This is a genomic window from Microtetraspora glauca, from assembly GCF_040656155.1.
Lineage (GTDB): Bacteria > Actinomycetota > Actinomycetes > Streptosporangiales > Streptosporangiaceae > Microtetraspora > Microtetraspora glauca.
On the sequence record NZ_JBFALK010000003.1, the window covers coordinates 265,579 to 288,721 of the forward strand.

Annotated in this window: 24 protein-coding genes and 1 pseudogene; 7 read left to right on the forward strand and 18 right to left on the reverse strand. The window is 71.0% G+C overall.

What is annotated here, in order from left to right:
* Positions 1 to 31 precede the first annotated feature (31 nt).
* From AB0I59_RS07440 to pyrG, 13 genes are all read right to left on the reverse strand, one after another.
* Positions 32 to 679, reverse strand: a complete 648-nt coding sequence (locus AB0I59_RS07440; RefSeq protein WP_228638985.1) for a response regulator transcription factor — start codon at positions 677 to 679, stop codon at positions 32 to 34.
* A complete protein-coding gene (locus tag AB0I59_RS07445; RefSeq protein WP_061252431.1) occupies positions 670 to 1,917 on the reverse strand; it encodes a sensor histidine kinase in 1,248 nt (415 codons plus the stop codon). The genes AB0I59_RS07440 and AB0I59_RS07445 overlap by 10 nt, the downstream gene beginning before the upstream one ends.
* A gap of 93 nt (positions 1,918 to 2,010) precedes the next feature.
* Complete coding sequence (gene der / locus AB0I59_RS07450; protein ID WP_061252430.1) at positions 2,011 to 3,432, reverse strand: ribosome biogenesis GTPase Der; 1,422 nt, start codon at positions 3,430 to 3,432, stop codon at positions 2,011 to 2,013.
* Between the two features lie 85 nt (positions 3,433 to 3,517).
* Positions 3,518 to 4,165: a (d)CMP kinase gene (cmk, locus tag AB0I59_RS07455; RefSeq protein WP_358131585.1), complete on the reverse strand. Its 648-nt coding sequence runs from the start codon at positions 4,163 to 4,165 to the stop codon at positions 3,518 to 3,520.
* A gap of 201 nt (positions 4,166 to 4,366) precedes the next feature.
* On the reverse strand, positions 4,367 to 5,458 hold the full coding sequence (locus tag AB0I59_RS07460; RefSeq protein WP_358131120.1) for a prephenate dehydrogenase: 1,092 nt from the start codon (positions 5,456 to 5,458) through the stop codon (positions 4,367 to 4,369).
* 204 nt (positions 5,459 to 5,662) lie between these two features.
* Positions 5,663 to 6,022, reverse strand: a complete 360-nt coding sequence (aroH, locus tag AB0I59_RS07465; protein ID WP_061252428.1) for a chorismate mutase — start codon at positions 6,020 to 6,022, stop codon at positions 5,663 to 5,665.
* 71 nt (positions 6,023 to 6,093) lie between these two features.
* The gene (locus tag AB0I59_RS07470) at positions 6,094 to 7,068 is read right to left on the reverse strand and encodes a pseudouridine synthase (RefSeq protein ID WP_228638991.1); all 975 of its coding nucleotides are present in this window, start codon (positions 7,066 to 7,068) and stop codon (positions 6,094 to 6,096) included.
* Positions 7,069 to 7,937: 869 nt separating this feature from the next.
* Positions 7,938 to 8,525 carry an SMC-Scp complex subunit ScpB gene (gene scpB / locus AB0I59_RS07475; RefSeq protein WP_061252427.1) on the reverse strand — a complete coding sequence of 196 codons (588 nt, stop codon included), beginning with the start codon at positions 8,523 to 8,525 and terminating at the stop codon, positions 7,938 to 7,940.
* Positions 8,512 to 9,336, reverse strand: coding sequence for a segregation and condensation protein A (locus tag AB0I59_RS07480; protein ID WP_061252426.1), 825 nt, complete (start codon positions 9,334 to 9,336; stop codon positions 8,512 to 8,514). Before AB0I59_RS07480 ends, scpB begins: the two co-directional genes overlap by 14 nt.
* 69 nt (positions 9,337 to 9,405) lie before the next feature.
* The gene (locus AB0I59_RS07485; RefSeq protein ID WP_308066767.1) at positions 9,406 to 10,248 is read right to left on the reverse strand and encodes a ParA family protein; all 843 of its coding nucleotides are present in this window, start codon (positions 10,246 to 10,248) and stop codon (positions 9,406 to 9,408) included.
* Positions 10,249 to 10,401: 153 nt separating this feature from the next.
* On the reverse strand, positions 10,402 to 11,352 hold the full coding sequence (locus tag AB0I59_RS07490; RefSeq protein ID WP_061252424.1) for a site-specific tyrosine recombinase XerD: 951 nt from the start codon (positions 11,350 to 11,352) through the stop codon (positions 10,402 to 10,404).
* A 17-nt stretch (positions 11,353 to 11,369) separates the two neighbouring features.
* Positions 11,370 to 11,981, reverse strand: a complete 612-nt coding sequence (locus AB0I59_RS07495) for an NUDIX domain-containing protein (protein WP_061252423.1) — start codon at positions 11,979 to 11,981, stop codon at positions 11,370 to 11,372.
* Positions 11,978 to 13,648, reverse strand: a complete 1,671-nt coding sequence (pyrG, locus tag AB0I59_RS07500; RefSeq protein WP_061252422.1) for a CTP synthase — start codon at positions 13,646 to 13,648, stop codon at positions 11,978 to 11,980. Before pyrG ends, AB0I59_RS07495 begins: the two co-directional genes overlap by 4 nt.
* A 146-nt stretch (positions 13,649 to 13,794) precedes the next feature.
* Here pyrG and AB0I59_RS07505 point away from each other — a divergent pair, with 146 nt between their 5' ends.
* Together AB0I59_RS07505 and AB0I59_RS07510 are read left to right on the forward strand one after the other, a co-directional pair.
* Entirely contained in the window at positions 13,795 to 14,553 is a 759-nt protein-coding gene (locus AB0I59_RS07505) for an acyltransferase (protein ID WP_082776418.1), read from the forward strand.
* Positions 14,554 to 14,666: 113 nt separating this feature from the next.
* Positions 14,667 to 15,794: a nitronate monooxygenase gene (locus AB0I59_RS07510; protein WP_061252421.1), complete on the forward strand. Its 1,128-nt coding sequence runs from the start codon at positions 14,667 to 14,669 to the stop codon at positions 15,792 to 15,794.
* A 186-nt stretch (positions 15,795 to 15,980) separates the two neighbouring features.
* Here the strand turns inward: AB0I59_RS07510 and AB0I59_RS07515 are convergent, their stop codons facing one another.
* Positions 15,981 to 16,646, reverse strand: coding sequence for a response regulator transcription factor (locus tag AB0I59_RS07515; RefSeq protein WP_358131131.1), 666 nt, complete (start codon positions 16,644 to 16,646; stop codon positions 15,981 to 15,983).
* Positions 16,643 to 18,607 carry a sensor histidine kinase gene (locus AB0I59_RS07520; RefSeq protein WP_358131134.1) on the reverse strand — a complete coding sequence of 655 codons (1,965 nt, stop codon included), beginning with the start codon at positions 18,605 to 18,607 and terminating at the stop codon, positions 16,643 to 16,645. Before AB0I59_RS07520 ends, AB0I59_RS07515 begins: the two co-directional genes overlap by 4 nt.
* Before the next feature lie 169 nt (positions 18,608 to 18,776).
* On the opposite strand from AB0I59_RS07520, the gene AB0I59_RS07525 reads away from it, so the two are divergent.
* On the forward strand, positions 18,777 to 19,538 hold the full coding sequence (locus tag AB0I59_RS07525) for a hypothetical protein (RefSeq protein WP_358131136.1): 762 nt from the start codon (positions 18,777 to 18,779) through the stop codon (positions 19,536 to 19,538).
* 147 nt (positions 19,539 to 19,685) lie between these two features.
* Positions 19,686 to 19,976 carry a DUF4126 domain-containing protein gene (locus tag AB0I59_RS07530; protein ID WP_358131139.1) on the forward strand — a complete coding sequence of 97 codons (291 nt, stop codon included), beginning with the start codon at positions 19,686 to 19,688 and terminating at the stop codon, positions 19,974 to 19,976.
* Here AB0I59_RS07530 and AB0I59_RS07535 read toward each other — a convergent pair.
* The 3 genes from AB0I59_RS07535 to AB0I59_RS07545 form a co-directional block, all read right to left on the reverse strand.
* Entirely contained in the window at positions 19,924 to 21,105 is a 1,182-nt protein-coding gene (locus tag AB0I59_RS07535; protein WP_358131142.1) for a tyrosine-type recombinase/integrase, read from the reverse strand. The genes AB0I59_RS07530 and AB0I59_RS07535 overlap by 53 nt on opposite strands.
* A gap of 31 nt (positions 21,106 to 21,136) precedes the next feature.
* On the reverse strand, positions 21,137 to 21,400 hold the full coding sequence (locus AB0I59_RS07540) for a hypothetical protein (protein WP_358131144.1): 264 nt from the start codon (positions 21,398 to 21,400) through the stop codon (positions 21,137 to 21,139).
* A gap of 238 nt (positions 21,401 to 21,638) precedes the next feature.
* Positions 21,639 to 22,016 carry a hypothetical protein gene (locus tag AB0I59_RS07545; RefSeq protein WP_358131146.1) on the reverse strand — a complete coding sequence of 126 codons (378 nt, stop codon included), beginning with the start codon at positions 22,014 to 22,016 and terminating at the stop codon, positions 21,639 to 21,641.
* Positions 22,017 to 22,381: 365 nt separating this feature from the next.
* Between AB0I59_RS07545 and AB0I59_RS07550 the strand changes: the two genes are divergently transcribed.
* The 3 genes and pseudogenes from AB0I59_RS07550 to AB0I59_RS07560 form a co-directional block, all read left to right on the forward strand.
* Entirely contained in the window at positions 22,382 to 22,585 is a 204-nt protein-coding gene (locus AB0I59_RS07550) for a helix-turn-helix transcriptional regulator (protein ID WP_358131149.1), read from the forward strand.
* The gene (locus AB0I59_RS07555; protein WP_358131152.1) at positions 22,586 to 22,816 is read left to right on the forward strand and encodes a helix-turn-helix domain-containing protein; all 231 of its coding nucleotides are present in this window, start codon (positions 22,586 to 22,588) and stop codon (positions 22,814 to 22,816) included. It abuts the gene before it with no gap.
* Between the two features lie 70 nt (positions 22,817 to 22,886).
* A pseudogene (locus tag AB0I59_RS07560) lies at positions 22,887 to 23,072 on the forward strand (BldC family transcriptional regulator); the annotation flags it as partial.
* Positions 23,073 to 23,143: the final 71 nt, after the last annotated feature.

The window sequence follows — 23,143 nt, forward strand, 5'->3', positions numbered from 1 at the left end:
GCCGGCCGCGCGTGACGCGCCCGACGCGCGGTCAGGAGCGCAGGTAGGCCAGCACCGCCAGGACGCGGCGGTGCTGGTCGGCGTCCTGCGCGTGCAGGCCGAGCTTCTGGAAGATGCCGGTGATGTGCTTCTCGACCGCGCCCTCCGTGACTACCAGGTGGCGGCTGATGGCGGGGTTGGACCTGCCCTCCGCCATCAGGCCGAGCACCTCGCGCTCGCGCGGGGTGAGCGAGGTCAGCGGGTCGTCCCTGCGGCGGCGCACCATCAGCTGGGCGACCACCTGGGGGTCGAAGACCGTGCCGCCCCCCGCGACCCGGCGCAGCCCGTCCATGAACTCCTCGACGTCGACCACCCGGTCCTTGAGCAGGTAGCCGACCGCGCCGCGGGCGTCGGCCAGCAGGTCGTCGGCGTAGGAGACCTCGACGTACTGGGACAGGATCAGCACGGGCGCGCCCGGAACCTTCTCCCGGGTCTCGACGGCGGCCCGCAACCCCTCGTCGGTGAAGGTCGGCGGCATCCGCACGTCCACCACGGAGACGTCCGGGCGGAGGGCGACGACGGCCCGCACGAGCTCATCGCCCGTGCCGACCGCCGCCACCACCTCGCAGCCGAACTCCTCAAGAAGACGGACCAGGCCCTCCCGGATCAGGACGGCGTCATCGGCCACGACTACCCGCACGGCACCTCCGCGACGATCAGCGTCGGCCCACCGGCCGGCGAATTTACGGTCAGCTCACCCTCGACCACGCGAACCCGGTCGGCGAGGCCGGCCAGGCCGTGTCCCTTCGCGACGTGCGCGCCGCCGACCCCGTCGTCGCCGATGGTGAGCAGAAGGGAGTCCCCGATCCTGGTCAGGGTCACCGAGCACGACGTGGCCCGGCTGTGCTTGGCCACGTTCGTGAGCGCCTCGGCGGTCAGGAAGTAGACGGTGTTCTCCACCAGCGCGGGGAACCGCTCGGCGACCTGGACGTCGAGCTCCACCGGCACGGTGCAGCGGCCCGCGAGGGCGGCCAGCGCGGGGGCGAGCCCCCGGTCGGCGAGGATCGGCGGGGCGATGCCCCGCGACAGCGCGCGCAGCTCGTCGAGGGTCTCCCGGGTCGCGGTGATCGCCTGGCCGATCGTGTCGTGCGCCGCGGACGCGTCCCGCTGCAGCTCCCGCTGCGCCCTGGACAGCTCCATCGCGAGGTGCACGAGGCGCTGCTGCGGCCCGTCGTGGATGTCGCGCTCCAGCCGGCGCAGCGCGTCTGCCTCCGCGTGGACGGCGGCGTTGCGCCCCTCGGTGAGCCCCTCGATGCGCTCGTGCAGCTCCGCCACCCCGGTCAGCAGGGCCCTGCCCAGCGAGGCCTGCATGACGGCACACCCCCGGATGACCGGCACGAGCGTGACCGCGAAGACCAGGCCGAGGAAGAAGTAGAAAGCGGTGTCGACGACGTATCCGCTGCCGAGGCCGATCAGCTCGGGCAGCTGCTGGTTACCCGGGATGTTGGAGGTGATCCATCCGTAGAGCGGGTACAGCAGGCCGAAGGCCGTCGCCGCCCACCACGTCACGGCCACGCAGAACGTCAACGTCGCGACGGGGAAGACCACGAATCCGTGCAGCACGTCGAGCCAGGACTGGCCGCTGAGGAGCGGGGTCACCACGCGGCGCACCCATCCGGCCCCCGCCGGCGCCTCCGGATAGCGGGGCCGGGACAGGGGCTTGTCGAGAACGCCGCGGACCCGCACCCGCTCGATGTCACCGAGGCCCCGCGCCCCGAGCAGGGTCAGGGCGAGCAATGGGACGCCGATCCAGACGACCACCAGTCCGACTCCGGCCGACAGGCCGACGGACAGCAGGCAGAAGGCGATGAGCGCGAGGGGAAGACCCAGCAGCAGATAGGTCGTGTCAGCCGTCAGGCGGCGCAGTAGTCGTCGCATGCCAATCAAACTAGGTTTTCCCGCTCGCGCGATCGAGCCTGCCCACCAGCGTTCCGATGGTGGGGTCAGCCCTACCATCGGAACCGCCGGCGGTCACTTGCCCTTGCGCTTCTCCCTGATCTTCATCGTGACCTCGATCGGAGACCCGGCGAAACCGAACTCCTCGCGGATCCGGCGCTCGATGAACCGGCGGTAGGTCTCCTCCAGGAAGCCAGAGGTGAACAGCACGAACTTCGGGGGCTCGGTGGACGCCTGGGTCGCGAACAGGATCTTCGGCTGCTTGCCGCCGCGCACCGGGGGCGGCGTCGCCTGGACCAGTTCGGTGAGGAACTGGTTGAGCCGGGCGGTCGGCACCCGCGTCCCCCAGGAGTCGAGCGCGCGCTCGATCGCCGGGGTGAGCTTCTCGACGTGCCTGCCCGTCTTGGCGGAGATGTTGACCCGCAGCGCCCACGGCGTGCGGACGAGCTGCCGGTCGATCTCCTTCTCCAGGTAGTAGCGCCGGTCCTCGTCGACCAGGTCCCACTTGTTGAACGCGACCACCATGCACCGGCCGGACTCGATCACCAGGCTGATGATGCGCAGGTCCTGCTCCGTCAGCACGTCGGAGGCGTCGATCAGCACGATCGCGACCTCCGACCGCTCAAGCGCGGCCCGCGTGCGCATCGCCGCGTAGAAGTCGGCGCCCTTCAGCTCACGGTCACGGCGGCGGATGCCCGCGGTGTCGACGAAGCGGTACGTCCGGCCGCCCAGCTCGACCAGCTCGTCGACCGGGTCGCGGGTGGTGCCCGCCATCGGGTCGACCAGGACCCGCTCCTCGCCCGCCACCTTGTTCAGCAGGGAGGACTTGCCGACGTTGGGCTTGCCCAGCAGCGCCACACGGCGCGGGCCGCTGCGCACGCCGAACGTCTGCGGCGGCGTCTCGGGCAGCGCGTCCAGCACGATGTCGAGCAGGTCGCCGCTGGCGCGGCCGTGCAGCGCCGACACGGGGTACGGCTCGCCCAGCCCGAGCGACCACAGCCCGGTCGCCTCCAGCTCCATGAGCTGGTTGTCCACCTTGTTGGCGGCCAGCACCACGGGCTTGCCGGAACGGCGCAGCACCGCGCCGACGGCCTCGTCCGAATCGGTCACGCCGACGCTCGCGTCCACGACGAACAGGATCACGTCGGCCAGCTCGGCCGCGATCTGCGCCTGCTCGGCGATCCGCAGCGCCATGCCCGTGGCGTCCGGGTCCCAGCCGCCGGTGTCCACCAGGGTGAACCTGCGGCCCCGCCAGGTCGCCTCGTAGGTGACCCGGTCCCGCGTCACGCCCGGCACGTCCTCGACGACCGCCTCGCGGCGGCCGATGATGCGGTTGACCAGCGTGGACTTGCCCACGTTGGGGCGGCCCACAACGGCCACGACCGGCAGCGGCCCGGTGTCGGGCGTCTCCTCGGCCTCGTCCCCGGCGAGATCGGCGAGCTCGGCCTCGATCCAGCCGGCCTCGTCCCCGTACTCCCCCGTCACGTCCCTGCTCATCGCTTCCTCTCCCGATCCGGAGAGGATCAGGTTCGCTTCTTGCCCGTCGGCCCTTCGAGACCGGGTGCCCCGGCCCTTCCCGAACTCAGGCTCGTTCCTTGACCAGCCGCAGCACCTCGGCGATCACCTCGTCGAGGTCCAGCGGCGTCGTGTCCAGCTCGATCGCGTCCGCCGCCATCACCAGCGGGTCCGCCTGGCGGGTCGAGTCGAGCGTGTCCCGCCGCGCCATCTCGGCCTTCTGCGCCGCGACGGTCGTGCCGGACAGCTCGGCCGTACGCCGCCGCGCTCGGGCGTCGGCGCTCGCGGTCAGGAAGACCTTGACCTGTGCGTCCGGGGCGACCACGGTGCCGATGTCCCGCCCCTCCACCACGATGCCGCCGGAGGCCAGCGAGCCGACGATGATCTCCCGCTGGAGGTTCACCAGGCGGGCGCGCACCTCGGGGACGGCGCTCACCGCCGAGACGGCCCGCGTCACCTCCTCGGTGCGGATCGGCCCATTGGCGTCCACGCCGTCCACGGTGACGCCCGGGGCGTCAGGGTCGGTGCTCATGACCAGCTCGGGCTCGCCCGACCGGCTCGCGATCGCCCCCGGATCGGCCAGATCGACGCCCCGCTGGAGCATCCACCAGGTGACCGCGCGGTACATCGCTCCGGTGTCGAGGTAACGCACCCCCAGAGCCCGCGCGACCCCGCGCGACGCGCTCGACTTGCCCGACCCCGAAGGCCCGTCCATCGCGACGACCAGACCCGACACGATCGCTCCTCTGCCTCAAGAGCGCGTCAAGATGCACTCCGACGTTGTCCGCCCCCGAGAGTACCGGCACTCGCCGATCCCCCGCGCATCGGACAGCGCCGCCGGCGATCAGGGCACGGCCCTGCCACCGCTGACGGCATCGGGCCCCTCACCCGACGAGGAGGCTCCGGGCGTCCGCCCTCAGGGCACCTGCCAGCCGCGCTCGCGCAGCGCCTCTGCGAGCCCTTCCGCCGCCTCCGGCTGGACGTACAGCTCGGCGGCGCCGAGAGGCAGCCCCGGCGCGTGCTCGAGGCGGATGTCCTCGATGTTGACCCCGGTCTCCCCCGCGGCCTGCACCAGCCGGGCCAGCTCGCCCGGCCGGTCGCCGATCACGACCTGGACGACCGTATAGGTGCGGGCCGGGCCGCCGTGCTTGCCGGGGATCCGGCCGGTGCCCACGACGCCGCGGGCGAGCAGGTCGGTCACCTCGGCGACGGCCGTGCCCTCGCCCGCGAAGGCGCGCAACGACCGCGCGGCCGCGGCCAGGTCGGCCGCCACGACCTCGAGCACCTCCGCGACGGGTACGGCGTTGCCGGACAGGATGCCGGTCCACAGCGACGGGTCGCCCGCGGCGATGCGCGTAACGTCGCGTACGCCCTGGCCGGACAACCCGAGCGCCGTCTCCGATGCCTCGGCCAGCCGCGCGGCCACGGCCGCCGCGGTCACGTGCGGCGCGTGGGAGATGACGGCCACCGCGCGGTCGTGCTCCGCGGCCTCCACCGTGACGGCGTTCCCGCCGCAGAGGGCGACCAGCTCACGCACGGTCTGTACGGCCTCCGCCGACGTCTCCGCGATGGGGCACAGGGCCCAGGGGCGGCCAAGGAAAAGGTCGGCCCGCGCGGCTGCCGGACCCGACCGCTCGCGTCCCGCCAGGGGATGGCCCGGCACGAAGGAGGTCAGGTCACACCCGAGCTCCTCCGCCTGAGCCACGGGGAGCGCCTTGACGCTCGCCACGTCGGTGTAGCACCGGGCGGCGCCGTTCTTCTGGAGGTCGAGCAGCTGGCGGGCGACGAACTGCGGCGGCACCGCGATGACGGCGAGGTCCGCGGTCGCGCCAGGCGTCCACTCCTCCCCCGCGCCGAGCTCCCGCGCCAGCCGTACGGCGCCCGCGTCGCGGTCGGCGAGGTAGACCCGCACGCCGCGCTGGCGGAGGGCCAGCGCGACGGAGGTGCCGATCAAACCGGTGCCGACAACGACGACGCTGCCGATCGTGCCGTCCTGAATGGGAGTCATGGTGCTGCCCTACCGTGCCGTGTCGTGTGGCGTCCGCTCGCCGGACGCTCCTACCAGGTCCTTCTTGCCAGGCTCGTCCTACCCGAGGCGTTACGCGCCGTCTCACCCGGCTGTGATACTTGGCCCAACTTATGGTGCTCAATTCACCCGAGGGGCTTTCGCGCCCTCCGGGCCCCGGCAGGCCGTGCTAGCTCGCCGGGCGGTCTACTGGGCGATGTCCACCCTGAGGGCGACCGCGCCCCGGAGATAGACGTGCTGGATCTCCTGCCGGGGCCGGTCGGTGGCCACGTGGGCCATCAACCGGACCACTCTCGGCAGGGCACCCGGCACGTCGATCTCACTCGCGCACAGCAGCGGCACGTCGTGGAAACCCAGCTTCCTGGCCGCGAGGGCGGGGAACTCCGCCGTCAGGTCGGGTGTGGCCGTGAAGATCACGCTGATGACGTCGTCGGTGGTGAGCTTGTTGCGCGCCATCACCTCGGTCACCAGCTCCGTCGTCCCGGCGAGGATCGACGCGCGATCGTTGCCGTCGACCTGGATGGCTCCCCGGACCGCCCGCACCATGTCGTCCCCTTCTCGTTCCACCACGCCTGATTCCACGGGGCGCCGCTGCCGCCGTCTGTCGTCCGGACAGGCTACAGGCCGACCGCCGCGTACAGCTCGCCGACCTCCTGCAGGGTGAGCGTGCGCACCGTGCCCGGCTTCAGCCGGCCCAGCTTCACCGGGCCGAACTCGATGCGGGCCAGGTCGATCACCCGGTGGCCGGTCTCCTCGAGCAGCCGCCGCACGATGTGCTTGCGCCCTTCGTGCAGGACGATCTCGACCAGCGCCTGCTGGGCGTGCTCCTGAACCACGTGGAACTCGTCCACCTTGGCCAGGCCGTCCTCCAGCTCGACGCCCTTGCGCAGCACCCGGTGGAGGTCACGCGGGACCGGTCCGGGGACCTTCGCCCAGTACTTCTTCTGGACGCCGTAGCTGGGGTGGGTCAGCCGGTGGGCGAGCTCGCCGTCGTTGGTGAACAGCAGCAGGCCCTCGGTCTCGGTGTCCAGCCGTCCGACGTGGAACAGGCGCGGCGCGAGATCCTGGACGTAGTCCTGCAGGCAGGGCCTGCCCTCGGGGTCCTCCATCGTGCTCACCACGCCGATCGGCTTGTTGAACGCGTAGTAGACGAGGTCGGCCGCGGTCGGGATGCGCTTGCCGTCCACGTGGATGACCTGCTTGGCCGGGTCGACCCGCGCGCCGAAGCGGCGGACCACCTGGCCGTCGACCGTGACCCGGCCGTCGCCGATCATCTCCTCGCAGGCGCGGCGGCTCGCCACCCCCGCCTGCGCGAGGACCTTCTGCAGCCGGACGCCGCCCGGCACCTCGGTGGTGTCGCGCTCGTCGGTGTAGCCGGGCTCGTAGAAGTCCGGGTCCCGGCGGGGCTGCCTGGCGCTCTTGAACGGGTTCTCGCCGGGGGCCCCGTCACGGCCGCCCGCGCGGCCGCCCGCCGGGCCGTTCCTGAAGTCGTTCCGCGGACCGCCGCGCAGCTCGCGCCGGGAGCTGTCCCTGCCGAACCGGCCACGGGAACCGCCTCTGTCGCCGCCGCCGACGCGCCCGATGGTCTGCACCTCGTCACGGCGCTCACGGCGCTCGCCGTCCCTGCGGCCTCCGCCCTCGGGCCTGCCGTACCGGCCTCGGGAGCCGGCGCCGGACGTACGGCCGTCGCGGTCGCCCGAACCGCGCTCGCGGAAGTCACGGTCACCCGAACCACGGGAGTCACGGGAGTCACGGGAGTCACGGGGACCACGGTCGCGGAAGTCGCCGCCCCGGGAGTCCCTGCCCCGGAAGTCGCCGCCCCGCGAGTCCCGGTCGCGGAAGTCGCGGTCACGCGAGCCACGAGAGTCGCGCGAGTCCCGGAAGTCACGAGAGTCGCGGTCGCGCGCATCCCTGCCCCGGAAGTCACCGCGAGAGTCACCACCGCGAGAGTCACGATCGCGGGAGTCACGGAAGCGGTCGCCGTCCCGGCTCCGGTCGCCGGCCGGCCTGCCGTATCCACCGGCGGAACCGTTCCGCCCCGCCCGGAAGGATCCGCGCTCGCCCCGGTCGGATCCGGCGGGGCCCCGGTCGCGGCTGAACTCGCGGGAGCCTCCGCGGTCCGCCCCGCGGTCGAACCCACGGTCGGGCCCGCGGTCGAATCCGCGGTCGCCCCTGCGATCCGCTCCTCTGCCGGCCCCGCGGTCGGCTCCTCTGTCGGACGCACGGTCACTCGACCGGGAGGAGCCTCCTCGGTCGTCGTACCGGCGCTCGCGGTCGCCGTATCTGTCAGAACGGGGTTCCTGGGCACGGAACCCGCCACCTCGGCCGGCCCGGAATCCGCCCTGGGATCCACCGCGCGATCCGCCCTGGGATCCGCCCTGTGACCCGCCTCGCGTGTCGCGCCCGCCGGTGCTCCGGCTCCGACCGCGTCCATCACCGGACGGGGTACGCCTGCTGTCCACTACTTCTGCTCCTCTAGGGTTTCCACGTCGTCGGGGAGGAAGGGGGCGAGCTCCGGCAGTTCGCCGAGGTCTCGCAGGCCCAGCCTCTCCAGGAAGTAACTCGTCGTCCGGTAGAGCACGGCCTGGCTCTCCGGATCGGTGCCGGCCTCTTCCACGAGGCCACGCGCCACCAGCGTCCGCATGACGCCGTCGCTGTTGACGCCGCGGACCGCCGCCACCCTGGCCCGGCTGACCGGCTGGCGGTAGGCGACCACGGCGAGGGTCTCCAGCGCGGCCTGCGTGAGCCGCGCCTGCTGGCCGTCCCGGACGAAGCGCTCGACCACCTGGGCGTAGTCCGCCCGGGTGTAGAAGCGCCAGCCTCCGCCGACCTCCCGGAGGTCAAAACCCCTCCCGGCGGCGGTGTATTCCGCCGAGAGGTCACGCAGGACCGCGGCCACCTCTCCGGTCGGGCGTTCCAGGACCTGTGCGAGCGTCACCTCGGCGACCGGCTCGTCCACCACGAGGAGGATGGCCTCGATCGCGGACCTGAGATCGGGCCGGGCCGTGATCGTCGTGTCGTCGACATGCTCGGACTCACTCGGACTCATCGGCGGCCTTCTTGCCCTCGTCGTAGTCGTCGCCGACGGTCACGTCCCCGTCGGCGGCGCCGGTCCAGGTCACGTACAGATCGCCCAGAGGCTCCAGCTGCTCGAAGGAGACAGCGGCCTCCCTGAACAGCTCCAGGACGGCCAGGAAACGCGCGACGACCTCGAACGTGCCCGCGCAGTCGGCGGTCAGCGACCGGAAGGTGGCCGTGCGGGCCAGCCTGAGCCGCTCGACAAGGATAGCGGCCTGTTCGCGGACGCTGGCGAGCGGTTGGTACATGTGATGCACGGAGACGGACGGCGGAGCCTTCGGTGTGAAGACCTTGACGGCGATCTTGGCGAGCCGGTCCGGCCCGATGCCGATGATCAGCTCCGGCAGCAGGTTGGCGAACCGCTGCTCCATCGGGACCACGCGGGGGAAGCGCAGCGCCTCCTCGGCCATGCGGCCGGAGAAGATCTTGGCGACCTCCTTGTACGCGCGGTACTGCAGGAGCCGGGCGAACAGCAGGTCACGCGCCTCCAGCAGGGCGAGGTCCTCCTCGTCCTCGACCTCGCCGGTGGGCAGCAGCCGGGCCGCCTTGAGGTCCAGGAGCGTCGCCGCGACGAGCAGGAAGTGGCTCGTCTGGTCCAGATCCCACTCCGGGCCCCGGGAGCGGATGTAGGCGATGAACTCGTCGGTGACCTTGTGCAGGGACACCTCGGTGATGTCCAGTTTGTGCTTGGCGATCAGCCCGAGCAGCAGATCGAAGGGGCCCTCGAAGACGTCCAGGTGCACCTGGAACGCGGTGGCGGGCTGCTCGGTCACGCCGCCCATTGTCCCGTACACCGTCGCTCCCCGTGAACGGATCAGCAGGACAACGGGCCGGTGGGCAGCGCCGGGCCGTCAGACGCGGGCGGGCCACCTGGCGAGCAGCTCGCGGGCCAGCTCGCGGTACGCGGTGGCTCCCATGGAGCCGGGGTCGAACTGGGTGATCGGCTCGCCCGCGAGGGTGGCGTCGGGGAAGCGGACGGTCCGGTTGATGACCGTGTGGAAGACCTTGTCGCCGAAGCCCTGCATGATCGTCTGGAGGACTTCCCTGGCGTGCAGCGTGCGCGGGTCGTACATCGTCGCGAGCAGGCCGTCGATCTCGAGGTTCTTGTTGAGACGCTCCTGGACCTTGCCAATCGACTCCATCAGCAGGGCGACGCCGCGGAGGGCGAAGAACTCGCACTCCAGCGGGATCATCACGCTGTGCGCGCAGGTCAGCGCGTTGACGGTGAGCAGGCCGAGGGACGGCTGGCAGTCGATGAGGCAGATGTCATAGTGCGGCAGCAGGGGTTCGAGCGAGCGCTGCAGGGCGTACTCCCTGGCGACCTCGTTGACGAGCCTGATCTCCGCGCCGGACAGGAAGATGTTGCTCGGCAGCAGGTCCATGCCCTCGACCGTGGTGTTGAGCAGCACGTCCTCGGCGGTGACGTCGGGCTCCTCCATGAGGAGGTCGTAGATCGTCAGCTCCAGCGGCCGGGGGTCGATGCCGAGCCCCACCGACAGCGCGCCCTGCGGATCGAAGTCCACGAGGAGGACCCGCTGGCCCACCTCGGCGAGCGCCGCCCCCAGGTTGATCGTGGTCGTCGTCTTGCCGACGCCGCCCTTCTGGTTGACCATCGCGACGATGCGCGCGGGACCGTGGTTCTCGGGCCGGGCGGGGTCCGGGAAGACCGGACGGGGTCGGCCGGTGGGCCCGATCTCACCGCCGGGGGTCCCCGCGGTCCACGTCGCATCGGTGGTCGCAGTCACCTTGTTGAACCTCCCTGACGGTCACGAACTCGACCGAATTTAAAGGCTTGGCACGTATGCGGCAAGGCGCCGCGCCCTTCCGGGCGATATTCGGCCGCCTTTTCAACGCAGTGCACGGGGATGCGTGGCCGCGTAAACCTCACGGAGCTTGTCGACCGTGACCAACGTGTACACCTGGGTGGTGGTCACCGAGGCATGGCCGAGCAACTCCTGGACAACCCTAACGTCAGCTCCGCCGTCAAGGAGATGTGTTGCGAACGAATGCCGCAACATATGTGGTGAAACTCCGGAAAGACCGGCTCTTTCCGCGGCTTGTTGCAGGACCTCCCAGGCACCCTGACGGGTCAGCCTGCCGCCCCTGGCGTTGAGGAACAGCCCCGGGGTCCCGCGGCCGTGCGCGGCGATCTGGGGCCGCGCCCTGACCATGTACGCGTCGAGCGCCTGGCGGGCGAACTGCCCGATGGGGACGATCCTGGACCGTCCCCCCTTGCCGCGCAGGCGAACCTGGTCCTCCTCGCCTCCCGAGGAGCCGCCGGACCTCCCGCTGAGCGACACGTCGTCCACGGCGAGGCCCACCGCCTCCGAGATGCGGGCGCCCGTGCCGTACAGGACCTCCAGGAGCGCCCGGTTGCGCAGGGCCAGCGGGGAGTCCTCGGGGCCCGAGGCGGCGATGAGCCGCTCGACCTCGGCGACCGTGATCGCCTTGGGGAGCCTGCGGAGCTGGCGCGGGGGGCGGACCTCGTGCGCCGGGTCGTGGCCGGCCACCCCCTCGCGCAGCGCGAACCTGTGCAGGCCGCGCACGGCCGACACGGCCCGCGCGGCCGAGCTGGCGACCAGCGCCGGGTGCTCGTCGTCGCCCTCCCGCAACGCGGCCAGGAAGGCGACGACGTCGGACTCGGCCACATCGGCGAACGTGTCGAGTCCACGCGACCGGAGATGGTCCACATAACGTCGCAGGTCACGCCGATAGGAGGCGAGCGTGTTGGCGGCCAGGCCCCGCTCCACCGCCAGATGGGCGAGGTAGCTGGACAGCACGGCCTCCGTCTCGCTCAGGACGTCCCCCTACGGACTCAGGCCTCCGGCGCGTCGGCGGGACGGAGCCCCTTGAAGCCGTCGGCGGAAGCGGCGTACGCGGCGAGGATACCGGCGATGGCCGGGGAATTGTGGATCATTCCCGCCATCGCCTTCTCCACGGCCTCCTGCAGCGGAATCCACTCCACCGGCATGCCGATCTCCTCGTGCCGGTGGACGTAGTCGTTCTCCTCCTCCGGGATCGGAGACAGGTCCCGGGCCAGGAAGATCCGGATGCGCTCGTCACACATCCCGGGCGAGGTGTAGATGTCGAGCAGCGTGTGCCACGTGCGCGCCCGGTAGCCGGCCTCCTCGGCCAGCTCGCGTGCGGCGCAGTCCACCAGCGGCTCGCCCGGCACGTCCCTGATCCCGGCGGGCACCTCCCAGAGCAGGCGCCGCACCGGGTGGCGGTACTGGCGGATCATCAGCACCTTGTCGTCCTCGTCGATGGCGAGGACCGCCACAGAACCGGGGTGGACGACATAGTCGCGGTCGGCCGTCTCGTCGCCGGGCATCCGCACCGTGTCGGTCCGTACGGAGATCACGCGAGCGGCGAACCGCTCCTTGGAGTCTGTGACCTCCCAGGACTCCGCGACGTCTTCGACCCTCACTTGGTCCTGCCCGCCTTCACCGCGGTCCCACGGGCGTCGGCGTACGCGAGGGCGGCGCCGATCAGACCCTTGAACAGCGGGTGCGGGCGGGTCGGCCGCGAGCGGAACTCGGGGTGTGCCTGGGTGCCGATGAAGAAGGGGTGCTGGTCGGTGGCGAGCTCGGCGTACTCGACGAGGCGGCCGTCCGGCGAGAGGCCGGAGAACACCATGCCGACCTTCTCCAGGCGCTCCCTGAAGGAGTTGTTGACCTCGTAGCGGTGCCGGTGGCGCTCCTCCACCTTGGCCTTGCCGTACAGCTGGCGGGCGAGCGAGCCCTCGGACAGCTTGGCCGGGTAGAGACCGAGCCGCATCGTGCCGCCCATGTCGCGCTCGCCGGAGACGACGTCCTCCTGGTCGGCCATCGTGGAGATCACGGCGGCGGACGTCTCCGGGTCGAACTCGGTGCTCCCCGCGTCCTCGACGCCGGCCAGGTTGCGCGCCGCCTCGATCACCATGCACTGCATGCCCAGGCAGATGCCGAGCAGCGGGACGGTGTTCTCGCGGGCGTGCCGGATCGCGCCGACCTTGCCCTCGATGCCGCGTACGCCGAACCCGCCCGGGATCAGCACGCCGTCGACGCCGTCGAGCTCCCGCGCGGCCCCCTCGGGGGACTCGCAGTCGTCGCTCTTGACCCAGCGGATGTTGACCCTGGCGTCGTTCGCGAAGCCGCCCGCGCGCAGCGCCTCGGTGACCGACAGGTACGCGTCGGGCAGGTCGATGTACTTGCCGACCAAGGCGATCGTGACCTCCTTGGCGGGGCGGTGCACCCGGCGCAGGAGCTGGTCCCACTGGACCCAGTCCACGTCGCGGAACGGCAGGCCGAGCCTGCGCACGACGTACGCGTCGAGGCCCTCGGCGTGCAGGACCTTCGGGATGTCGTAGATCGAGGCGGCGTCCACGGCGGAGACGACGGCGTCCTCGTCCACGTCACACATGAGGCTGATCTTGCGCTTGATCGCATTGGTGACCGGACGGTCGGACCGCAGCACGATCGCGTCGGGCTGGATGCCTATGCTGCGCAGCGCCGCCACCGAGTGCTGGGTCGGCTTGGTCTTGAGCTCGCCGCTCGGGCCGATGTACGGCAGCAGCGAGACGTGGAGGAAGAAGACGTTGTCGCGGCCCACCTCGTGGCGGACCTGGCGGACGGCCTCGAGGAAGGGGAGCGACTCGATGTCGCCGACCGTGCCGCCCACCTCGGTGATGACCACGTCGACGTCCGGACCCGCCATGCCGCGGATCCGGTCCTTGATCTCGTTCGTGATGTGCGGGATGACCTGGACGGTGTCGCCGAGGTACTCGCCGCGCCGCTCCTTGGCGATCACGTTGGAGTAGACCTGGCCGGTCGTGACGTTGGCCGAGCCGTGCAGTTCGGTGTCGAGGAACCGCTCGTAGTGGCCGACGTCGAGGTCGGTCTCCGCCCCGTCGTCTGTGACGAACACCTCACCGTGCTGGAACGGGTTCATCGTGCCCGGATCCACGTTGAGGTAGGGGTCGAGCTTCTGCATGGTGACCCGCAGGCCACGAAGTTTGAGGAGGCGTCCGAGGCTGGAGGCGGTGAGCCCCTTGCCCAAACTGGAGGCGACGCCGCCGGTGACGAACAGATGCTTGGTATGTGCGGCGCTGCGCAAGAGTGGCTCCCGTGGTCGTTGTGATCCCCGGCCGTCCAGATGGGGCGGCCTCCATGCCCACGGGCTCTCAGAATAACAAACCTTGTCCGCTACGTGCACGAACCCGCCATAGCCCGCACTTCGACCGAGGAGTAACTTGTCCCGTTATGTCGATCGTGAAGCGCGCCGTCGGCCGCTTGCTCCACCGTGGCTGGGCATACGCGAGGGAGGCCGGGGCCGTCAGCCCCCTCTCCCCCGCGGGCTATCGGTTCCGGCGTCTCGGCGACGGCGCGTGCCTGTCCTTCCCGCTCGGCGCGATCTTCGGCGAGGCGTGGATCGAGATCGGCGACCACACGTTGGTCGGCGAGCGCGTGTCGATCTCGGCGGGCATGGGACCGGGTGTCGACCTCGGACCGGACTCCATCGTCAGGATCGGCCGCGGCTGCTCGATCGGCAGGGGCAGCCACATCGTGGGGCACCAGTCGATCGACATCGGCGAGGACGTCTTCACCGGACCGTACGTGTACATCACCGACCAGAACCACGTCTACGACGACCCCGAGATGCCCATCGGGCGCCAGTGGCCGCGCAACAACCCGGTCTCGATCGGCTCGGGCTCGTGGCTGGGCACCGGGGCGATCATCCTGCCCGGCACCCGGATCGGCCGCCAGTCCGTGGTCGCCGGGGGCGCCGTGGTGCGCGGCGAGTTCCCGGACCATTCGGTCATCGCCGGGGTGCCCGCCAAGATCGTGCGCAGGTACGACCCGGACGAGGGCTGGACCGCGCCGCGCCCCGGCGGCACGGCGGCCATACCGGACACGGCGGCAGTACCGGGCGCCACGGAGCGGCTGGACGAGGCGGAGCGGCCGGAGGAGGCGGAGCGGCCGGACGATCGGCCCGTACGGCATCTGGCCCCGCACGAGTGAGCGGCTGAGCCGTCCCCGCCGTCTGGCGCGGCGGTTCCTGAGCCGTCCTCCGGCGTACGGCGCGACGGTTCGCACCCTAGACCGAACGTCGTTCTGGGGCGTAGGTTCGCGGCATGCGCACCAGCCTCACCGAACGGCTCGGCATCGACTTCCCGTTGTTCGCGTTCAGCCACTGCCGCGACGTCGTGGCCGCCGTGACCAACGCGGGCGGGTTCGGCGTGCTCGGCGCCGTCGCGTACTCGCCGGAGCGGCTGGACCAGGAGCTGTCCTGGATCGACGCCCAGGTGAACGGCCGGCCGTACGGAGTGGACGTGCTGGTCCCCGGCAAGATCGACCCCGGGGCCGCCGATCCCGGCGCGCACCTGCTGGACCTGGTGCCCGAGAGGCATCGCGACTTCCTCGCCCACCTGTTCCGGAAGTACGGCCTCGGCCTCCCGGGCGGCCCCATGGAGCCCGGCGCGGACGAGGCCGGGCGCAGGGTCACGCCGGAAGGCGCGACCGGCCTGATCGACGTCGCGCTCAGGCACCCCATCGGACTGATCGCCAGCGCCCTCGGGCCGCCGCCCCCCGCGATGGTGGACCGGGCACGGGCGGCCGGGGTACCGGTCGCGGCCCTGGTCGGCACCGTCGAACACGCGACGCGCCAGGTCGCCGCGGGAGCCGACATCATCGTCGCGCAGGGCACCGAGGCGGGCGGGCACACGGGTGAGGTGTCCACGATGGTCCTGGTCCCCCAGGTCGTGGACGCCGTGGCCCCGGTGCCCGTGCTCGCGGCGGGCGGCATCGCCGAGGGGCGGCAGGTGGCCGCCGCGCTCGCCCTCGGCGCCGAGGGGGTGTGGTGCGGCTCGGTGTGGCTCACCACGGACGAGGCAGAGACGCCACCGGTCGTCAAGCGCAAGATGCTCGCCGCGACGTCGCGGGACACCGTCAGGTCCCGCTCGCGTACCGGCAAGCCCGCCCGCCAGCTCAGGTCCGCCTGGACCGAGGAGTGGGACGGTGCCCCGGAGAGCCCGGGGCCGCTGGGGATGCCGCTGCAACTCCTGCTGGCCGAGGCCGCGATGGCCCAGGTGGGTCAGGCCGCCGAGTCCGGCAATCCGGGCGCGCGTGAGCTGGCCAACTACTTCGTCGGCCAGGTCGTCGGGCAGATGAACCAGGTCAAACCGGCCCGCCAGGTCGTCTACGAGATGATCAAGGGGTACGGCGACGCGGTCGAGAGGCTCCGCGGCATCACCGACGCCTGACTCCCCCTGACACGACGGACCACGGCACGGCGCCGGGTCACGACACGTACACCACGGACCACGACAGCGACACGACACCGGCAGGCGGCACGGCACCGGGACGCGGCACGACACGACACGACACGAGCAGGCGGCACCTCGGCACGATGCCGCGTCACGTGCGACATCGCCGGTCGCGTCGCGCGCTCATGGTTTGTTGCCGAGACCGGCCTGCCGGGCCCGGATGATGGCCTCGGCCCGGTCGGCGACCTGAAGCTTGGCGAAGATCGCGGAGATGTGGTTGCTGACGGTCTTGACGCTGATGACGAGGTGGCGGGCGATAGCGAGGTTGGTGTGACCCGCGGCGATCAGGTCGAGGACCTCGCGCTCGCGCGCGGTGAGTTCGGGAAAGGGCTCGGCGGCCGGGGCGGCGCGCGCCGCCCCGGCGAAGAAGTCGATGATCCGGCGCGCCACGCTCGGGCCGAAGACGGCGTGTCCCGCGGCGACGGAGCGGATCGCCCGGACGATCTCGTCCTGCTGGGCGCCCTTGACGAGATAGCCGGAGGCGCCGGCCCGCATCGCCCCGAAGACCGAGTCGTCGTCCTCGAACATGGTCAGCACGAGCACCCGCGTCGCGGGCGTGGTCCGCAGGATCGCCCGTGTCGCATCCACCCCGTTGGTCCCGGGCATGTGAAGGTCCATGATCACGATGTCGGGCTGGGTGAGCTGGGCCTCACGGCGGGCGGCCTCGCCGTCACCGGCCTCGCCCACGACCTCGACGTCGGGCAGGGACGCGACGAGGGCGCGTAACCCCTCGCGCATGAGCGGATGGTCGTCGACCACGACGATGCGGATGGGGCCGTCGGCGCTCATGCGCGCTCCAGTGGTAGCAGGACGTGGACGCGGCCACCCCGGTTGGTGGGTCCGGCGGTGAGGGTACCGCCGAGTTCGGCGGCGCGCTCGTGCATGGAGCGCAGCCCCACGCCGTGGGACCACTCGCCACCGGCGGCGGTGCCGTCGTCGCGCACTTCGAGGTGCAGGGCGTGGTCGGCGCGCAGCGAGACGCTGCACGTGCTCGCGTGCCCGTGCCGGAGGGCGTTGGTGACCGCCTCGGTGGCGATACGGTACGCGGCGACCTCCACGGCCGCGGGCAGCGGCGGCAGGTCGTCGGGGATGTCGACGGTGACCACGAACCCGGCCTGGTCACGATGCCAGGACTGCTGGGCGCGCTGGCGCAGCGCCCCGGCCAGCCCCAGCTCGTCGAGGTCGGGCGGGCGCAGATCGTAGACGAGCCGCCTGATGTCCGCGATCGCGTCGGTCAGGTCGGCGCGCAGGTCGAGCAACAACCGCCCGCACCGATCCGGATCGCTCTGCCGCAGGTTGTGCGCGGCGTCGGCCTTGAGAGTGACCGCGGTCAGCGCGCTGCCCAGGCCGTCGTGCAGGTCGCGGCGCAGCCGCCGGCGCTCCTCCTCACGGGCGGCCACGATCTGCGTGCGCGACTCGCGCAGCCGCTCGGACAGGCGCACCGCCTGGAGGGCGAGGCCGACGGGGGCGACCAGCAGGCCGAGAGCCCGCCGGTCGGCGGCCGAGAGCCGCGTCTCCCCCGCGCGCAGGCCGACGAGCAGGTCCGCCGGCTCCCCCTCCGCCACCTCGATCGCCACCGTGTGCCAGGCCGTCGTGGGCCGGCCGTACGCCGAGATGAGGCGGCCGTCGGAGCTGATCGCGGCGTAGGGCAGGCGCAGCGCCTCGCACACCGCCCGCAGCACACCTTCCAGGCCCGTGCCGAGACGGACCCCGACCCGGGCGGCGGCCTCGGCCGGGTCATGCCGCCGGCCGTACATGAGCCGGTCCACGAGGGACTGCACGGCTGAACGGGCCGGCGCGAACGCCACCGCGATCATCGCGGTCGCGACCAGCGGGCTCGCCGACAGCCGGTCGCGGGCCAGCGGGGCGAGTCCCGCGACGATGCCCAGATACGCCCCGACCACGCCCAGCGTGAGGAGGCCGTACACCAGGGAGCGGTTGACGATCAGCCGGATGTCGTAGAGCTGGTGGCGCACGATCGCCACCGTGGCCGCCGCGGGGATCAGCGGCAGGGTGAACAGGAACAGGATCGGCCCGTCGGTGGTGACGATCCGCTGCAGGTTCAGCGCCACGAACAGGACCACCGCCCACAGCAGCCACATCACCTGCAGCCGCTCCGCACCCCGCGACCGGTACGCGCGAAGCCCGAGCGCGACAATGCTCCCCAGCAGCACCAGCCCGGCGAGGGCGACGAACACGGGCATCAGGGTCGCTATGACACGTTCGACCGCGTCGGGCAGCAGCGGGCCCTGGTCGGCCGTCGACTCACCGCTGTCCCCGCCGGGCTGCAGTGTCACGGTCGGCGCCAGCAGGGTCAGCGCGACGGTCACCACGGCCAGCGGCCGCCATCTGGGGGACAGCGGGCGACCGTCGGGGAACACCTGCAGGATCAGAGGCAGGCACACCACCGGCGCCGGGATCCAGGCGGTGATGCCGATCAGGTTGATCGCGCGTTCCCAGCCGGGTGACAGCGTGAACGCACCCGACAGCGCGCCCAGGCACGCCACGCTCACGGTGTAGCAGGCGCCGTACGCGACGAAGAGCAGCCCGACCCGATGTCGCGGCCGGTGTGCCAGCACAAGCGCGCCGAACGCGGTGAACGTCACCGACATCGCACTGTTCGTCAACAGGTACGACTCCGCCGCGTCGCCCACGGTGAGACCGCCGGCGAACCACGACACCCATGTCGCGACGACCACGACTCCCGTTACCGCGACGACGGCGACAGGCGCGGTCCGCTTCCCTGGCATGGACCCATCATCGGGTCCGCCGACCTCGGCGGCCATGGGTGCGCGCTCCTATCTCGCCTGGGAGTACGCGGGACCGGCATGGGAGGCCGCACCCACGACGGCGGGGGCGCGCGCCGGTCACCCTCGGATCCGCAGGAAGGACCAAACCACCCCACATTCGGAGGACCCCATGGAACCCGGCACCCGACCCGACCCGGCGACGACCAGCGGCCCGTCGCGTGCCACGCCGCTACGCGACGTACGCGGCTTCTGGCGCATCCTTCTCGCGGTCATCGCTCCGCTTCCCATGCTCGCGCAGGCCGTCTACTACCTGCTCAACCCGGTCGACGGAGGGTCGTCCTTCGCCGACACCGTGACCGCCTACACGGCCCACCAGCAGCTCATCGGCGTCCTCAGGCTGGTCGGCGCCGTCTTCGTCGTCGGACTCCCGGCCGCGACGTTCGCGGTCGCCTGGGCGGCCCGTCGCGGCGCCCCGCGACTCACCTCGTTCGGCGCCTTCATCTCTCTGCTGGGCTCCTTCTCCGGGATCGCACTGATCATCGGTGGGGACCCGCTCGCGTACTACACCGTCCGCGAGGGGCTCGACGTGGGCGTCATGACCAAGCTCTCCGACGACGTGGTGGAGAACGATCCGGTGCAGCAGGTGGCGGGCCTGCTGTTCATCGTGGGCATCGTCATCGGCCTGCTCCTGCTGGGTCTCGCACTGTGGCGCAGCCGCGTCGCCCCCGCGTGGATGGGCATCGCCCTCGCCGTGGGGGGCTCCACCCACCCATTCCTGCCCGGCCACGTCGCCCAGGGCGCCGGCCTGCTGGTCGCCGCCGCCGGCTTCGCCGGGGCGTCGTACGCGTTGCTGCGCATGCGGAACGACGACTTCGACCTGCCCGCCATGTCTCCGGCCCCTCGCCCCGCCTCGTCGCACGTGCGCACGTGAGGGACGTGAGGGACGTGAGGGACGTGAGGTGGCCGTTTCGGCGAACCCGGCGGGTGCGGACCGCCGGGATCGCTGCTTTGATGGCCTCCTGCGGGGATCACGCGCTCCCTCAGGCACTGACACGCGGGCGCGTTCGTTGGAGGGGTGATGTTCGCCGCACTCACCGGGCTCGGCCTGTCCACCGCCGCGGGGCTCAACGCCTACATCCCGCTGATGGTCGTCGGGCTGGTCGCCCACTTCACCGACGCCGTACGGCTCCCGCAGGGCTACGAGTGGCTCTCGAACGGCTGGGTGCTGCTCATCATCGGCGTGCTGCTGGTCGCGGAGATCGTGCTCGACAAGGTGCCGGTCGTAGACCATGTCACTAAGACGTTTTCCCAGCTCATCACTCCTCCGACACCTGCCGCACGGGCGCTGTGCGCCCCTGGTGCGCGATGATCTTCGACCAGGCATCCTCTACTGCGCTGTGCGCGTCTGGCGCGAGATGCGCGTACCGCTGCGTCGTCGCGAACGACGCGTGACCGAGCAACTTCTGGACGTCGTACAGCGGCACGCCCGCCTGGACCAACCAGGAGGCCGCCGTGTGCCGACAATCATGGGGGTTATAGGTGGGCACCGGTTGAAGCCGCTCCCCCTCCGGAAGCTGCCGGTTCTTCTCCGCGATGTCATCGTTGGCCTGCGTGATCGCACCGTTCCAGGTCCGCCACCAGTTGCTACCGCTCACCGTCGGATACTCTCCCCCTCGGCGACGTCGCGCGACGAACACCCACGCATCACGGGCCCGGCCCTCCAGCAGCGGCGCCAGCATGTCCAGGACATGCCGCGGCACCGGCACCTCGCGCCGGCTGCTGGAGCTCTTCGGGTACGGCTTCCACTTGCCCGCCTGGGTGATCGCCCCACGAATCTGGATACGGCCGCGTAGCCAGTCGATCGGGTTGCCCGTCTCGTCGTCGCGTTCCGCGCCAGCGACGCCCGCGGCCTCGCCCCACCGCAGGCCGGTGTGAACCATCAGCTCGGTCATGGCGGCGTGGCCCGCTGGAAGGTACGACTGGATGGTGGTCACATGCTCGCGGGTGAACCAGGCCGGGGCCTTGGGCGGGGTCGGCGGCAGGTCGATCTTCTGGCACGGCGACACCGGAGCGAGACCCTCGATCACCGCGTCTCCCATCAGGGCGACGAGCAGGTTGTAGGCGTGACGGATCGCGTGTGGACCGACACCGTTCTTCTGCAGGGTCCGCACCCAGGACTGGACGTCGATCCGGCCGATGTCACCCAGCCGCCATTCCCGCCAGTGCGGCTCCACGTGCAGCCGCCACGCTGTTTCGTCGTGGCGGCGTGTCTCGTCCTCCACGACCCGAGCGGCCGACCATCGGCTGTGCCACTCGGCCAAGGTGACCCGGCCGGCGCGCGGGTCGATCCGGTGTCCTTTGGCGATCAGCGCTTCTTGTTCGGTCGCCCACTGCTGCACGACTTTCTTCAGCTTGTCGCTCTTAGTGACGCGTTTGCCGGAGGGCAGCCGCACAGACGCCTGCCATAGCCCGGACGGCAACTTTCGGAAGGAGGGCATGGGGCCTTCCAGGGGATTGGGGGAATGGGGGTCAGCGGCGGAAGTGCCTCATGAGACGCGTCGCCGCCTCGCTCAATCCGACCGCAGCAGCGCGGCGGATCAGCTCGCCAGGCACCAGAATGTGCACGACCTGGTGGACGAACTCCGCAGCCACGAGTTGACCACCGGAGACCTCTCGGACCCGATGAATCTTGCATTCGAGCGCGGGTAACGCCTGGGGAGCGTCGAGCCGGGTGAACGGCTGGAGGATATCGGTGCCGACGCGACCGAGCTCCTCGGCCAGGAACTTGTCCATCTCCGGCTCAGGTACCCCAGCGATGATCAGGCCATCGGGTCGTAGTCGAATCGCCGGCCCGTACGGCAGTCGCTCGGGATGCATGAGTCGGTATTGAACCGTTCCAGACATGTCGCGCTCACTTCGCACCTCTCTACGCCGAATGGGGCACTAATCCGGGGAGAGGTGAGTATTACGCATGTCAATTACTCGGATGCATATAAAACAGACATTCGGATAGAGGGTTCTAACCTTTCGGCTAGTCCTCTTCGTCGAGCTCCCGGGCCCATTGCTCAGCCCAGCGCACGACCTTCGCGCGGTCAGCCGCAGTCAGGCCGGGCGGCACAGGCACGATCACGTGATCCCCGCTGCCCACCTGTACGTCCACCGTCTCGGCCGAAAAGCCGAGCCACTGCTGAGCGGCCATCAGCTGGAGCTGCTGCAGCGGGGCACTCATGCCGGCGGCCAGGGCGCGCAGTCTCCACAGCTCGGGGGCGCGGTTCATGTCCCCCTCGGCGAGCATGGAGAGCCACGGCCGTTTCAGGTCGAACCCCGTCTCGGGGTCCACGCAGCGTTTCGCGAGGGCGCGAAGGCTGTCGCCTTCCTGCGCCTTCTTCCGTTGCAAGTAGTCCCACACGAACGCGCTCAGTGGGTATCTGGCGTCGTCTGGCCGCGCCATCTCGGATTGCGGCGGCATTAGTGTTGTCGCCCTCCCATAACCCTCGCCTGGCCATGACGGAGCGTTACCGCTGGTCAATCATCAGCCACAGCCCAACATGCAGTGCATACACCCTCGCGCAGGTGACAACAATACTGCGCTACGGAACTCCTCCTCTCTAGTGAGGTTTCCGCAATTCCCGCCTTGGACTGGACAGCCACCACGAAGGGCGCCTATGGTGGCTGAATAATCAGCCACCATCCCCCAGGACCCTCCAGGAGCACCCGCACATGGCACGACCGCCCGGCATGGCCCTCCGCTCCCCCGAGCGACTGGAGTTGGCCATGGCGGGCCAGCACAACAAGTCCAGCTTGGCCCGGAAAGTCGGCATCACCAGGTCATATCTGGTGATGATCGCCGGAGGTCAGCGCACCTGCAGTCCGGATACCGCCGACGCGATCGCCGCAGCCCTGCACGTCCGAACCGATCTTCTTTTTACGCCCGCAATGGCTGATGATTCAGCCGCCACAACCCCGAAGGGGGAGTAAGTGCCCAAGCCCAAGCCGAAGGAGCCGAGCGACACCGCGCTCCTCACCATCCCCGAGACCGCCACCGAGCTACGCGTCGGCGACAACACCGTCTACCGGATGATCGCGCGCGGCGACCTCACCGCCGTGGACATCTCCGCCCCGGGCGCCCGGAAGTCCAAGACCCGCGTCCCCCGCGAGTCGATCCACGCCTACCTCAAGCGGCTCACCCCCGCCGCCAGCACCCGCTGACAGCACAACGCCCCCGGCCGGGCGAGACGGCACGGGGGCGCGGAAACCCGAATCCCGAAGGAAGGGAACCATGTCCAACCCTAGCAAGATCACACAGGCGGAGTCGCTGCTGACGCCCGCCGAGGTCGCCACGATCTTCCGCGTCGACCCCAAGACCGTCACCCGCTGGGCCAAGGCCGGACGGCTCACGTCCATCCGCACCCTCGGCGGCCACCGCCGCTACCGCGAGGCCGAGGTCCGCGCGCTGCTCTGCGGCACCGACACCCTCCAGGGCAAGCAGCCGGCGCCCGTTCCGGTCCGCGACGGCAAGCTCGACCCGCTGACCGA